Here is a 12118-nt window from a genome sequence, read left to right as displayed (position 1 = left end):
TCACGATGCAGTCGGGTCTGGGGATCCACGGGGGATTGGATTGGTTTCGCAGCCCCAAGCTCCCATGGCTCCCCGCCCACCCAATGAGCTGAGACCCATGCTGTTGCAAGGGCTCTCAGAGATGTGTCGGTCAGTCAGCTCACCACCTGATCCGGATTCCCCTGTCTTGGCTTCCCAGCCCGTTGCCCTCGCGCCGATCGAGGAGTGGTTCCGCCAGAAGGGCTGGCGGCCCTTGCCCTTTCAGCGCCAGTGCTGGCGGGCCTACCTGCGCGGGCAGAGCGGTCTGATCCAGGTGCCCACCGGCGCCGGCAAAACCTATGCGGCGGTGATGGGACCGATCGCTTCGATGCTGGCAAACCCCGCGCCCGGCCTGCGCCTGCTTTATCTCACGCCCCTGCGCGCCCTCAGCCGCGATCTGGGCCTGGCGATCCGCGAGCCGATCGAGGCCATGGGCTGGCCCCTGAGCCTGGGCATCCGCAACGGTGACACCGCCAGTGCTGAACGCAGCCGTCAGCTCAGACAGCCGCCCCAGATCCTGATCACCACGCCGGAATCACTCTCGGTGCTGCTGGCCAACCGGGCGGCGCAGCAGCTGTTCTCGGGCCTCGAAGCGGTGGTGCTGGATGAATGGCACGAGCTGATGGGCAGCAAGCGCGGCAGCCAGAGCGAGCTGGCCCTGAGCTGGCTGCGGGGCCAGCGCCCCGGCCTGCGCACCTGGGCGATCAGCGCCACCATCGGCAACCTGGAGGAGGCCGCCCGCGCGGCGGTGGGGGTTGGCGCCAGCGAGAAGCCCCTGCTGGTGCGAGCAAGGATGAAACGGGGCACGGAGATCCGCAGCCTGCTGCCGGAGTCGATCGATGGCTTCCCCTGGGGCGGCCACCTGGGCCTGCGCATGCACGAGGAGCTGGTGGCGGCCCTGGATCCAGCCATCTCCACGCTGCTGTTCACCAACACGCGCAATCAATCGGAGCGCTGGCACCAATGCCTCCGCTACGCCTGCCCCGAGATGGAGGGGGCGCTGGCGCTGCACCACGGCTCGATCGACCGCAGCGAGCGCGAAGCGATCGAGGCGGGGGTGAAGGCGGGCGACGTGCGCTGGGTGGTCTGCACCAGTTCCCTCGATCTGGGGGTCGACTTTCAGCCGGTGGAGCGGGTGGTGCAGATCGGCAGTGCCAAGAACCTGGCGCGGCTGCTGCAGCGCGCCGGCCGCTCGGCCCACAGCCCAGGCGGCACCTCGCAGGTGCTGTTCATGCCCACCAATGCGCTGGAGCTGCTGGAGGTGTCGGCGATGCGGCGGGGGCTGGCCGAAGGGCTGGTGGAAACCCGCCGGCCGCCGCTGGCGCCACTGGACGTGCTGCTGCAGCACCTCACCAGCCTGGCCTGCGGGCCGGGCTTCGAGCCGGAGCAGGAGCTGCAGCGGGTGCGCAGCAGCTGGAGCTACCGCCAGCTCGATGACGCCAGCTGGCACTGGTGCCTGCGCTTCCTGGAGCACGGCGGCGACTGCCTCGGCGCCTACCCCCGCTTCCGCAAGCTGGAGCGCGAGCCCTGCTTGGCAGCGACCACCAGGCCAGAGGCTTCATTCCTCTACAAGGTCAACGTTCCCGCCATCGCCCGCCTGCACCGGCTGGGAATCGGCACGATCACCTCCAGCCGCTCGATCACCGTCAAGGTGGTGCGCGGCGCCAGCCTCGGCCAGGTGGAGGAGGGGTTTGTCTCACGCCTGAAGCCCGGAGATGTGTTCTTCTTTGCCGGGCGGCAGCTGGAGTTCGTGCGCCTGCGCGACATGACCGCCCTGGTGAAGGCCAGCAGCCGCAAGAGCCGCACGGTGCCCGCCTGGGCCGGGGGCCAGATGGCCCTCTCCGATCTGCTCAGCGGTCATCTGCGCCGGGAGGTGCACCGTTGTGCCGGCGCGCTCCAGGCCAGCGACCCCGCTGCAGCGGCAGCCAGCGGCAACGATCAGCGCCTCGACACGCCTGAACTGCGGGCACTGGAGCCGTTGCTGCGCCGCCAGGCCGACCTCTCGCGACTGCCGCGGGAGGATCAGTTCCTGGTGGAGGTGACCCGCAGCCGCGAGGGCAGCCATCTGTTCGCTTACCCCTTCGAGGGGCGCTTCGTGCATGAGGGGCTGGGCTTTCTCTGGGCCGGTCGGCTCACGCGCCTCCAGTCGGCCACGATCACGGTGTCGGTGAACGACTACGGCTTCGAGCTGCTGGCACCCCGCGGCTATCCCTTCGAAGCGCTCTACGAGGAATGGGGCGAAGCCCTGCTCGATCAGAGCGAACTCGAAGCCGATCTGGAGGCTTCGATCAACCTCTCTGAACTCTGCCGCCGTCGCTTCCGCGCGATCGCCCAGATCGCCGGGCTGGTGGTGAACGGCTTCCCGGGCCAGACCAAAAGCGGCGGCCAGCTGCAGATCAGCGCCTCTCTGCTCTTTGATGTCTTCAGTCGCCATGAACCCGGCAACCGCCTGCTGCTGCAGGCCCGCCGCGAAGTGATGGACGACCAGCTGGAACTGGGCCGCCTGCGCCAGGCCCTCGATCGCCTCAGCCGCTCCCAGCGCCTGCTGGAGCGCACAGCCCGGCCAGGGCCCTTCGCCTTCCCCCTGCTGGTGGAACGCCTCAACAACCGCATGAGCAACGAGTCGGTGCTGGAGCGGGTGCAGCGGCTGGTGGCCGAGGCCAGGACAGCGGAAGATCAAGACTGAAGCGGAGCAGCCCAGCCTGAGCAGCGAGAGTGGGCGCCCCTGGGGCAGCACCGATGACCATGGAACTGGTGCTGCAGCTGCTGCTGCTGGCGGGTTGGCTGGCGGCCTTCGGGCTGCTGGTGCTGCTGCTGGTGCTCGAACTCACCATGGGCCGCGCCCCGCGCCTGGGGGCCACCCCAGCAGGCGCGTCGAAGGGGGAGGGAGAAGCCAACGGTCGCGACATCCTCAGCGTGATCGTGCCTGCCTACAACGAGGCCACAAGGATCAAGGGCTGCGTGGGTGCCCTGCTCGCCAGTGAGCTGGGGGGAATGAACTGGCGGCTGATCGTGGCTGACGATGACTCCAGCGACGGCACCGTCGAGGGGCTGGAGGCGCTGATCAAGACCGGAGCCTTCCCGTCACCGCCCCTGGAGGTGCTGCGCTGCGGGCCACGCCCCGCCGGCGAGACCTGGAGCGGCAAGAACTGGCCCTGCAGTGAAGCGGTGCGGCAGCTGAGCCAGCGCCCCACTCCCGATCCAGACCCCAGTGCGACGGAGTGGCTGCTGTTCATCGATGCCGATGTGACCGTGGCGCCGGCGGCCCTGGCCAGTGCCGTGGCCGAGGCCCGCCGCAGCGGCGCTGATCTGCTCACCCTCGCCCCACGCATCCGCTGCGGCTGCCTGGCGGAATGGGTGGTGCAACCGATCGTGGTGGCGCTGCTGGGCCTGGGTTTCCCGATCGCCCGCGCCAATGATCCCAACGACGACACGGCCTTCGCGGCTGGTCCGTTCATGCTCTTTCGCCGCTCCAGCTACGAGGCCATCGGGGGCCACCGGGCCCTGGCCGGCGAGGTGGTGGAGGATCTGGCCCTGGCGCGGGCAATCAAGCAGCAGGGCTTACGCCTGCGCTACTTGCTCGGCATCGAGCTTCTCGATCTCGAGATGTATCCCAACTTCAGCGCCCTCTGGGAGGGCTGGACCAAGAACTGGCATCTGGGCCTGAACCGCAACCCCCTGCTCACCCTCTCCAGTGGCGCCCTGGTGCTGGGTCTGTTCAGTGGCCCCTGGCTGCTGCTGCTGCTGGCGGGACTGCAGGCCCTGCAGCCGCCGCTGGCCTGGCCATCCCTGCTGCCGCCAGCCCTGGTGGGGGTGACCCTGCAGCTGGCGGTGCGGATCTGGAGCCGCTGGCGCTTCGGCCTCGGCCTGCGCCATTGGTGGCTGGCCTGGCTGGGTGGTCTGGTGATCGGCGCGATCGCACCGGCATCGATCTGGAAAACCAGCACCGGCCGCGGCTGGACCTGGCGGGGCCGGTCGCTCAGGCCTTACTGAGCTTCTTGACGATCCAGTTCATCAGCACCAGGGAGCCCACAAGGGCAATCAGCAGGGCGATGGTCATGGGGGGAAGCCTTCTGGCCTGATTATGTCGGGTCGCTGAGCAGGGAATCCATCAGCGCGGTTCCATCGCGCAGCAGCCGCGCCACGGTGAGGTTGTTAACCGGTTGATCGTGGCTGTCCTCCAGCAGCCACTCGGCCATTTCCATGCGCAGGGCGTAGGCCTCTTCGAACTGTTCAAGGCTTTCGAGGGCGTGCAGGCGGCACTCAAGCCAGTGGCGGGTTTCGCCGGGGAGCTGGCGCTGGAGGCGTCGTCGAGTCACTGGGGGCTCTCCTTCCGTGGCTGAATCCTGGCGGAGCGCCCCGTCTTTGGTGTAGCAAGAGGAACACATCCGCTTGGACCTTGGACACCGCTCGATGTCGTCGCCTTGGCCACCGCTGCCTTGGGCCCGCCCTATGGATCACCGCCCTGCTGGCGGCCACCGCCGCGGCCAGGGCCGGCGCTGGGGGCCAGAACAGCCGCCACGACTGCCGTCTCTGGCGCAGTAGCCACGGCCTGGAGCGGGTGGAGATCGCCAACCGCCTTGGTGCCGCCAACCTGCTCACAAAGGAGCACAACCTCGCGGTGGCCAGCCCCGGTGCCACGCACAGCCTCTACAACAGCTCCGATATCCGGCGTCTTTGCGCATTTCAGTGAAAGCGCGGCGGTGGCCAGCCACCACGCCACCTACCCCGCCACCAGCCAGCGCCCACCAGCCCCCAGCACCACGGCCACGGCGCTGCCCCACCACAGGGCCGCCCGGCTGTTCAGCAGCAGGCGGCGCAGCAGCACCAGCGAGCCGCCCACCCCCACCAGCAGCACCAGGCTCTGGCAGAAGGCGATCACGTGCTGATCGGCGCTCCAGCTGGGCAGGGGCTGCCTGAAGCTGACCAGCAGCAACCGGCCCGCCTCCGCCATCCCCACCGGCAGGTGCCGCGCCAGCAGCAGGGCCCAGAGCAGGGGCAGCAGGCCATAGAGCCCCAGGCGCAGGCGCCGGGCGGCCCGGGCCGGTGGCGTCAGCCAACTGCCCAGCCGGAGTGCCACCAGGGCCAGGGCCGAGGGCAGCGCCAGGGCCAGCAGCGCAAAGGCCAGGCGCGGCAGCAGGGGGCCCTCCTGCAGGCTCTCAGGGGCCAGGGGCAGACCGCCCAGCAGGCGATCCCAGAACTTGAGGCAGACCCCCCCGGCCAGCACCAGGATCAGACCCGCCTCACCGTCGGGTGGGGCCATCTCCCGCTGCAGATCGGCGGCAGGGGGCCGCAGGCTCAGCTGCACGGAGCGGTGCGGGCAGGCCTGGACACAGGTGAGGCAGAGCACGCAGTTGCGGTTGTCTTCCAGGTGGGCGGGGTGGGTGCCCAGCGGACAGCCCGCCGTGGCCAGACCCTCGCCATCGGCAGGACCACCCTTGAAGCAGGCATAGGTGCTGCAGCTGCCGCTGCAGGTGCCCACCTGGGCGCGCAGCTCCAGCACCGAGAGCTTGGCGAACAGGCCATTCATCCCCCCCACCGGGCAGAGATAGCGGCACCAGAAGCGCTTCTCGAAGCGCAACGAACCGATCACGGCCCCGGCGGTGATCAGCAGCAGCAGGGCACTGCTCAGGCGGGCGCTGTTCTCCAGATCCGCCAGCTCCTCCCAGAGAAGGATCGCGGCGAAACCGGCGGCCAGGGCCGGCGCTGCCCAGCGGTCGGTCTCACCCCTGGGCCAGCGGGAGGGCTGCCAACCCATGGCTGCCGCCAGCCGCTGGCTGATCTCACCCCAGACCATGAACGGGCAGAAGGAACACCAGAGGCGGCCCACCAGGGGATAGCCCAGCAGGATCAGGGGCCACCACCAGGCCCAGAAGAGGTTGAGCGCCCCGTTGTGGGCGCGGTCCTGGGGACCCAGCCACAGCCAGAGGTTCACCAGCACGAACACCCAGCTCACCAGAGCGAAGAGCAGGGTGTTCCAGAGGCGCGGTGAGCGCATCCAGCGGCGCAGCGATGGTTTCCAGCGCCAGAGATCGAAGCGGGGGCGGCTCTGACGGGAAGAGAGCCAGAAGACGTCTTCGGGCAGCTCCAGCGGCGGCTCGGCCGCGGCCGGCACCGGCAGCTGGCGCAGGGCCCGCTCCACCAGATCCTCGAGCTCGCGCACGTTGCCGGGGAAATCGCGGGTCTGCAGCCGGCGGACCAGCTCCGCCCCCGCCACCGGCGCTGTGGGCCAGCCCAGGGCCCGGCTCTTGAGGCGCAGGTCGTAGCGCAACCAGTCGCCCAGGTCCTGGCGCCGCACCCGCAGCGGCGGCACCCGGATCAACGTGCAGGCCCGCTCAAAACCAGGCACCACCGCCTCGGTGGTGAAGAACACCCGGCCGGGGAAATGGCGGGGGGCTGTGGCGGGGCCCGGCGCCTGCCAGCGGCCTGTGCTGGCCAGCTCCATCAGGGCCGGCAACAGCTGGGGATCGACCCGATCGAGCTTGTCGATCAGCACCCCGCCCACCTCGGGGTTCTCCAGCAGCGAGCCCTCACCGCTGCGGCCGGCGGCAGCGAACAGCTCGGCGCCATCGCCCCGCAGCAGCGCCCCATCCAGCCGCAGCAACAGCTGGCGGCGGGCGGGGGAGCCGAAGTGGATCAGGGCGGCGATGTTGTCCTTCTCCAGCCCCGGCTCGCCGGTGATCAGCAGCGGACCAGCCTGCGGGTCGTTCGAGGCGGTGCGCACCGCCTCGCGCAGGGTGTGGGCATAGCGGCTGGAGCCGACGATGCCGCGGCGGGCGCGCCCCACCAACAGGGGCGCCAGACGGAGCAGGCTGTCAGCCACTGGCGCTTCCTGCCCATGAGGTCCCATTCTGCGGGGAGGATTTCCAGCGCACCCAGCCATGGCCTTGACTCTTTACGGCGGCCCCCGCTCCAGGGCCTCCATGCCCCGCTGGTACCTGGCCGAAAAGGGGATCGCCTACAGCTGGCGCCTGCTTGACATGCAGGCCGATGAGCACCGGCAGCCGGCCTTCCTGGCGATCAACCCCTTCGGCAAGGTGCCGGCCCTGGAGGACTCCAGCGCCGTGGCCCCCCAGGGAGGACCGCTGCGCCTGTTCGAGAGCGGCGCGATCCTGCTCTACCTGGCGGATCGCTACGGCCAGGAATTCAGCAGCCCCGAGCAGCGGGCGCTGGCCGAGCAGTGGGTGCTGTTCGCCAACGCCACCCTGGCCACCGCCCTGTTCGTGGAATCGGCACGGGAGCGGGAGTTTCCGCGGCTGATGGCCGCCCTCGATCAACGCCTGGCTGAAGCGACCCCCCTGATCGGCGCCTCCTGGGGTGTGGCCGACTGCGCCGTGAACGCCCATCTGGCCTACCTGCCGATCTTTTTTCCCCAGCTGGACCTGAGCCCCTACCCGGCGGTTCAGGCCACGATCGAGGCCACCCGCGCCCGGCCCGCCTACCAGACGGCGATGGCCACGGCCTGAGCCCAGCTGGCGATGGCGGATCCCCCCCTCGATCGAGCCCCCTTCCACTGGCGGGGGCAACGGCTGGAGTTGCTGGCCGCCAAGGCCCTCTGGGATCCCCAGCAGCAGCTGCTGTTGCTGGCCGACCTGCACCTGGGCAAGGCCGAAACCTTCCAGAGCCACGGCATCGCCCTGCCCAGTGACGGGGATGCGGGCACCCTCAACGCCCTGCTGGCCCTGGCCCACCGCTGGCGGCCCCGGGAGGTGGTGGTGCTGGGCGATCTGATCCACAGCCGGATCGGCCTCACCGCCGAGCTGCGTCAGAAACTCAGGGCCCTGCCCCAGCTGCTGGGCTGCCCGCTGAGGCTGATCGGCGGCAACCACGAACGGGGCAGCTGGATCGAGGGACTGCCCCAGGAGCCGGCCACGGCCCGAGGGCCGCTCTGGCTCAGCCATGGCCCCGAAGACCAGCCACCACCAGAGACCACCGAACTGCTGCACATCTGCGGCCACCTGCACCCGGTGGCGCTGATCGGCGATCGCAGCGACCGCCTGCGCCTGCCCTGCTTCAGCTACGCCGCCGCCAGCTCACGCCTGCTGCTGCCCTCCTTCGGGCAGCTCACCGGCGGACATCCCTGTGATCCGGGCGAGCAGCTCTGGCTGGTGGCGGATGGGGCGATCGTGCCCTGGCGGCAGCTCAGCCCTGGGCCGCCAGGGCGCGCACCACGTCGCCGCGGGTGAGCACCCCCACCACGCTCTCGCCCTGGCGCACGAACAGCCGCTGGGTGGAGCGGTCGTGCAGCAGCCTGGCCGCCGCCGAGAGCGACACGTCGGCGCCGCAGCTGTGGGGATGGCGGCTCATCACATCGGCCACCGTGTTGCCCAGCACCTGATGCACCTGCTTGTCCCAGTCGAGCGGGTTGCGCAGATAGATGACCGCATCGAGCAGCATCACGTAGGGACCGGCATCAAAACCGCTCTCGCGCACCATCAGATCCTGCTCGCTCAGTTCAGCCACCAGGGCCCCCTGCTCATCCAGCACCGGCAGGCCGCTGATGTGGTGATCACTCATCAGCTTCACCGCCTCCTGCAGCGGCGTGCTCGGTGTCACCGACAGCACGGGTGTGGACATCGCGTCGGCCACCCGTACGGTTCCTGGGGTGTCGGGGGTCATCGGTGCAGAGCGTCTTCAACGGTTCTAGGCCAGCGTGGGGGTACGCCCCGGAGCCGCTGCGATGACTCCTCCGGCTCGCCGTCTGGCCGATGCCCTCACCGTCTCGCGGGCCTTCCTGGGGCTGCCCCTGCTGCTGGCCCTCGGCGCCGGCCAGGCGGGCTGGGGCTGGGGCCTGCTGCTGCTGGGCGGCTTCAGCGACTGGGCCGATGGCTGGCTGGCCCGGCGCGCGGGCGGCGGCTCGGTCTGGGGTGCACGGCTCGACCCGCTCACCGACAAGATCCTGGTCTGCGCCCCCCTGCTCTGGCTGGCCCGGGAGGGGAGCCTGCCCCTCTGGGCGGTGTGGCTGCTGCTGGCGCGGGAGCTGCTGATCTCCGGCTGGCGGGCCGGCCAGGCCAGCGGCGCTCCGGCCTCCGCCGCCGGCAAGGCCAAGACCGTGCTTCAGTTCGCGGCGCTGCTGCTGCTGCTCTGGCCGCCGGGCTGGCCGCTGGCCAGCGGCCTGCGCAGCCTGGGCTGGTGGCTGTTCTGGCCCTCGCTGCTGCTGGCGCTCAGCTCAGCCGCCGGCTACCTGCGCGGGCCTCAGCCAGCCAGCAGCGCCTGATCGGAGCTGAAGTCGGGGCTGGTGACCCCGCGCAGGGCGTAGTCGTTGCTGTAGCTGTCGGCCAGGCCGGCGTCGAGATCAAAGGCGGGAGTCCAGGCCAGTTCCCGCTGCACCCGGTGGATGTCGGTGAGGAAATGGGCCAGGCGCAGGGGGAAGGCCTTGCGCGCTTTCTTGTCGAGGCCGGATGGATCGAAACTGCGGATCTCCACCGCCTCGGGCTCCACGCCGCAGGCCCTCGCCGCCGCAGCCACCAGGCCCCGGAAGCTGATGCCCTTGGCGCCGCTGCAGTTGTAGATGCGGTTGGCCGCCGCCTCCACATCCAGGCAGCGGGCCATCGCCGTGGCCAGATCACTGACATGACCCAGCTGGGTGATCGTGGTGCCATCGCCGGGCAGGGGCACCGGCTGGCCGTGCACGATCCGATCGAAGAACCAGCTCTCCACCGGGTTGTAGTTGCCGGGTCCGTAGATGTAGGTGGGGCGGAAGCTGGTGAAGGGAATGGCCTGCTGGCGCAGCCAGGCTTCGGTGTCGAGCTTGCCGGCATGGCGGCTGGCGGGATCGGTGGGGGAGTCTTCGTCCAGGGGCCAGAGCTCGCTGTCGGCATAGACACCGGCGGAACTGACGTAGACGAAGCGGTGGCTCGGCGCTCCGGTGCGCTCCAGCACCGCCTGGCTGTCGGCGCCGCTGCGGCCGCTGGAATCGATGATCACATCGAAGCCACGGCCCCGCAGGGGCTCAAGGCCGGCCGGGTCGCTGCGGTCGCCCGAGAGATGCTCCACCCCCTCGGGCAGGGGCTGACGGCCGCGGGTGAACAGGGTCAGCTGATGCCCGGCAGCGAGCAGCTGCGCCACCAGGGGCTTGCCGATGAAACGGGTTCCACCCATCACCAGAATCTGCACGGCCATTCAGCGGGGAGGGCGCCATTCAAGCGGCCAGCGCCGCTGCCGCTGCAATGCTGCGGAGAAACGCTTCGCCCTCAGACCCATGGCCCGCTGGACCGAGCTACTGCGTTCTCTGAACAACCTCAAGCTGCTGGCGGCCATTGGCCGCAGCGGCGGCGATCTGCACTCGGTGGCCGATCTGGTCGACAACATGCTCGAGAGCGCCCAGATGGAGGCCTGCGTCCGCCGCTTCCGCGCCGTGCCCGGCGGCGCGGAGATGATGGACCAGCGCTACCCGCCCCTGCAGCCGGACATCGAGCGGATGATCCAGATGCCGGACGGCAGCCTCGGCCGCCGATACGCCCAGCTGATCCGCGGGCTCAACTACGACCCCGCATTCTTCCGGCCCCGCCCGATTGACACCGAGGCGCGCTGGCTGACCCAGCGGATCGCCACCACCCACGACATTCACCACGTGGTGACGGGTTTCGGCACAGGGCCCGTGGGGGAGAACGGCGTGCTGATGATCACCGCCAACCAGATCGGCTTCCCGGCCTACGTGCTGCTCAACACCGCCGCCCAGCTGAACAGCTTCCGTCAGCAAGGTCAGCCACAGGCCGCTCAGCTCGACTTCGAGCAGCTCAGCGCCGCCCTGGCCCAGGCGATGGCCATCGCGCGCACCGCCTCCTGCCTGGCGGCGGTGCGCTGGGAGGAGGGCTGGGAGCGGCCGATCCAGAGCTGGCGTGAGCAACTGGGACTGCGTGAGTCGGCCGATGACGCCCCCTATGGGCTGACGCTCTCGTCGGCACAGTGAGCGGAAACGAGCCGCGGCTGCCGCCCCACTGGACCGCCCAGGCGGCGGCCCTGGGCGAGAGCGGCGGCCATCGCCATTTCCGCCTGCTCGGGCAGCGGGGGCGAGGCCAGGAGCGGGCCTTCGAGCTCGCGGCCCTGCTGGATCCAGGCTTCCGGCTGGTGGTGCCCCAGCGGCAGCTGCGCGACCGCCGCCACTGGCGTCCGGGCTGGCAGCAGCTGCCCCAGGCCGGGCCTGAGCTGGACAGCGATCCAGGCGGCGGCCAGGGAGGATGGGAGCTGCCCCAGCACCAGCCCGCCGCCGCCATGCAGATCATCCCCGCCATCGACCTGCTCGACGGGCAGTGCGTGCGCCTGCACCAGGGCGACTACGACCAGGTCACGCGCTTCAGTGACGATCCGGTGGCCCAGGCCCTCGCCTGGCAGGAGCAGGGGGCCGAGCGGCTGCACCTCGTCGACCTCGACGGCGCCCGCAGTGGCCTGCCCGTCAACGATGCCGTGGTGCGTGCCATCACCGCCGCCCTGACGATCCCGGTGCAGCTGGGGGGAGGCGTGCGCACGGCCCAGCGGGCCGATGACCTGCTGGCCTGCGGTCTCGATCGCGTCATCCTCGGCACCGTGGCGATCGAGCAGCCGCAGCTGGTGCGGCAGCTGGCGGCCCGCCACCCCGGCCGCATCGTCGTGGGCATCGACGCCCGCAACGGCCTGGTGGCCACCCGGGGCTGGATCGAGGAGAGCCGCACCGTGGCCACCGAACTGGCCGCCAGCTTCGAGGGCAGCGGCGTGGCGGCGATCATCAGCACCGACATCGCCACCGACGGCACCCTGGCCGGCCCCAACCTGGAGGCCCTGCGGGCCATGGCCGGCGCCAGTTCCCTGCCGCTGATCGCCTCCGGCGGTGTGGGCTCGATCACCGACCTGCTGGCCCTGCTCAGCCTGGCCCCCCTGGGGGTGGAGGGGGTGATCGTGGGCCGCGCCCTCTACGACGGCAGCGTCGATCTGGGCGAAGCGCTGCAGGCCGTGGGGCCCGCGCGGCTGCAGGACCCCTCCGGTTCCTCGCTCTGCTGATCGACGCGGGAGCACAGCCGAGAGACTGCCGGCAGCAGACTCAGCCCGCCGTGGGGCCAGCCCATCGATGGAGCCCATTAACATAGAAATAAGCCCTGCAGTGCTGTCCTCTCTGTGTCTGTCT

At 70.3% G+C, this 12118-nt stretch carries 12 protein-coding genes and 1 pseudogene; 9 read left to right on the top strand and 4 right to left on the bottom strand.

Going from position 1 to position 12118, the window contains the following annotated elements; genetic code table 11:
* Positions 1–166 precede the first annotated feature (166 nt).
* Together KQ304_RS02685 and KQ304_RS02680 are read left to right on the top strand one after the other, a co-directional pair.
* On the top strand, positions 167–2704 hold the full coding sequence (locus tag KQ304_RS02685; protein ID WP_259735572.1) for a ligase-associated DNA damage response DEXH box helicase: 2538 nt from the start codon (positions 167–169) through the stop codon (positions 2702–2704).
* Positions 2705–2733: 29 nt separating this feature from the next.
* Positions 2734–4011 carry a glycosyltransferase gene (locus tag KQ304_RS02680; RefSeq protein ID WP_311133880.1) on the top strand — a complete coding sequence of 426 codons (1278 nt, stop codon included), beginning with the start codon at positions 2734–2736 and terminating at the stop codon, positions 4009–4011.
* Positions 4012–4100: 89 nt separating this feature from the next.
* Here KQ304_RS02680 and KQ304_RS02675 read toward each other — a convergent pair whose 3' ends face one another.
* On the bottom strand, positions 4101–4337 hold the full coding sequence (locus KQ304_RS02675) for a hypothetical protein (protein ID WP_259735571.1): 237 nt from the start codon (positions 4335–4337) through the stop codon (positions 4101–4103).
* Positions 4338–4417: 80 nt separating this feature from the next.
* On the opposite strand from KQ304_RS02675, the gene KQ304_RS02670 reads away from it, so the two are divergent.
* Positions 4418–4711: a hypothetical protein gene (locus tag KQ304_RS02670; RefSeq protein WP_259735570.1), complete on the top strand. Its 294-nt coding sequence runs from the start codon at positions 4418–4420 to the stop codon at positions 4709–4711.
* A 30-nt stretch (positions 4712–4741) separates the two neighbouring features.
* Here the strand turns inward: KQ304_RS02670 and KQ304_RS02665 are convergent, their stop codons facing one another.
* On the bottom strand, positions 4742–6868 hold the full coding sequence (locus KQ304_RS02665) for a 4Fe-4S binding protein (RefSeq protein WP_259735569.1): 2127 nt from the start codon (positions 6866–6868) through the stop codon (positions 4742–4744).
* A 31-nt stretch (positions 6869–6899) separates the two neighbouring features.
* Here KQ304_RS02665 and KQ304_RS02660 point away from each other — a divergent pair, with 31 nt between their 5' ends.
* Both KQ304_RS02660 and pdeM read left to right on the top strand, forming a co-directional pair.
* Positions 6900–7484 (top strand): glutathione S-transferase family protein, encoded by a 585-nt coding sequence (locus tag KQ304_RS02660; protein ID WP_259735568.1) that lies wholly within the window; start codon positions 6900–6902, stop codon positions 7482–7484.
* Positions 7485–7496: 12 nt separating this feature from the next.
* The gene (gene pdeM, locus KQ304_RS02655; protein WP_259735567.1) at positions 7497–8204 is read left to right on the top strand and encodes a ligase-associated DNA damage response endonuclease PdeM; all 708 of its coding nucleotides are present in this window, start codon (positions 7497–7499) and stop codon (positions 8202–8204) included.
* On the opposite strand, the gene KQ304_RS02650 is transcribed toward pdeM, so the two are convergent.
* The gene (locus tag KQ304_RS02650) at positions 8161–8595 is read right to left on the bottom strand and encodes a CBS domain-containing protein (protein ID WP_259735580.1); all 435 of its coding nucleotides are present in this window, start codon (positions 8593–8595) and stop codon (positions 8161–8163) included. The genes pdeM and KQ304_RS02650 overlap by 44 nt on opposite strands.
* A 103-nt stretch (positions 8596–8698) precedes the next feature.
* Here KQ304_RS02650 and KQ304_RS02645 point away from each other — a divergent pair, with 103 nt between their 5' ends.
* Entirely contained in the window at positions 8699–9235 is a 537-nt protein-coding gene (locus tag KQ304_RS02645; protein ID WP_259735566.1) for a CDP-alcohol phosphatidyltransferase family protein, read from the top strand.
* Here the strand turns inward: KQ304_RS02645 and KQ304_RS02640 are convergent.
* Positions 9214–10134, bottom strand: coding sequence for an NAD-dependent epimerase/dehydratase family protein (locus KQ304_RS02640; protein ID WP_259735579.1), 921 nt, complete (start codon positions 10132–10134; stop codon positions 9214–9216). The two genes, KQ304_RS02645 and KQ304_RS02640, sit on opposite strands and share 22 nt — an antisense overlap.
* An 85-nt stretch (positions 10135–10219) precedes the next feature.
* On the opposite strand from KQ304_RS02640, the gene KQ304_RS02635 reads away from it, so the two are divergent.
* From KQ304_RS02635 to hisA, 3 genes and pseudogenes are all read left to right on the top strand, one after another.
* A complete protein-coding gene (locus tag KQ304_RS02635; protein WP_259735565.1) occupies positions 10220–10930 on the top strand; it encodes a Coq4 family protein in 711 nt (236 codons plus the stop codon).
* Positions 10927–11082, top strand: a pseudogene (locus tag KQ304_RS02630) (hypothetical protein); the annotation flags it as partial. The gene KQ304_RS02635 and the pseudogene KQ304_RS02630, both read left to right, overlap by 4 nt.
* A 150-nt stretch (positions 11083–11232) precedes the next feature.
* Positions 11233–11994 (top strand): 1-(5-phosphoribosyl)-5-[(5-phosphoribosylamino)methylideneamino]imidazole-4-carboxamide isomerase, encoded by a 762-nt coding sequence (hisA, locus tag KQ304_RS02625; RefSeq protein WP_259735578.1) that lies wholly within the window; start codon positions 11233–11235, stop codon positions 11992–11994.
* The last annotated feature ends 124 nt before the right edge of the window (positions 11995–12118 follow it).

It is taken from the genome of Synechococcus sp. CS-1329 (assembly GCF_025128055.1).
Classification (GTDB): Bacteria; Cyanobacteriota; Cyanobacteriia; order PCC-6307; family Cyanobiaceae; genus Regnicoccus_A.
The sequence above is the reverse complement of the archived record's forward strand: the minus strand, read 5'-3'. Positions and strand labels throughout refer to the sequence as shown.

Bases quoted from the DNA above. Each gene is read 5' to 3' on its own strand.
- KQ304_RS02665 (WP_259735569.1), bottom strand. From the start codon at position 6,868: ATGGGACCTCATGGGCAGGAAGCGCCAGTGGCTGACAGCCTGCTCCGT.
- KQ304_RS02660 (WP_259735568.1), top strand. From the start codon at position 6,900: ATGGCCTTGACTCTTTACGGCGGCCCCCGCTCCAGGGCCTCCATGCCC.
- pdeM (WP_259735567.1), top strand. From the start codon at position 7,497: ATGGCGGATCCCCCCCTCGATCGAGCCCCCTTCCACTGGCGGGGGCAA.
- KQ304_RS02650 (WP_259735580.1), bottom strand. From the start codon at position 8,595: ATGTCCACACCCGTGCTGTCGGTGACACCGAGCACGCCGCTGCAGGAG.
- KQ304_RS02645 (WP_259735566.1), top strand. From the start codon at position 8,699: ATGACTCCTCCGGCTCGCCGTCTGGCCGATGCCCTCACCGTCTCGCGG.
- KQ304_RS02635 (WP_259735565.1), top strand. From the start codon at position 10,220: ATGGCCCGCTGGACCGAGCTACTGCGTTCTCTGAACAACCTCAAGCTG.
- hisA (WP_259735578.1), top strand. From the start codon at position 11,233: ATGCAGATCATCCCCGCCATCGACCTGCTCGACGGGCAGTGCGTGCGC.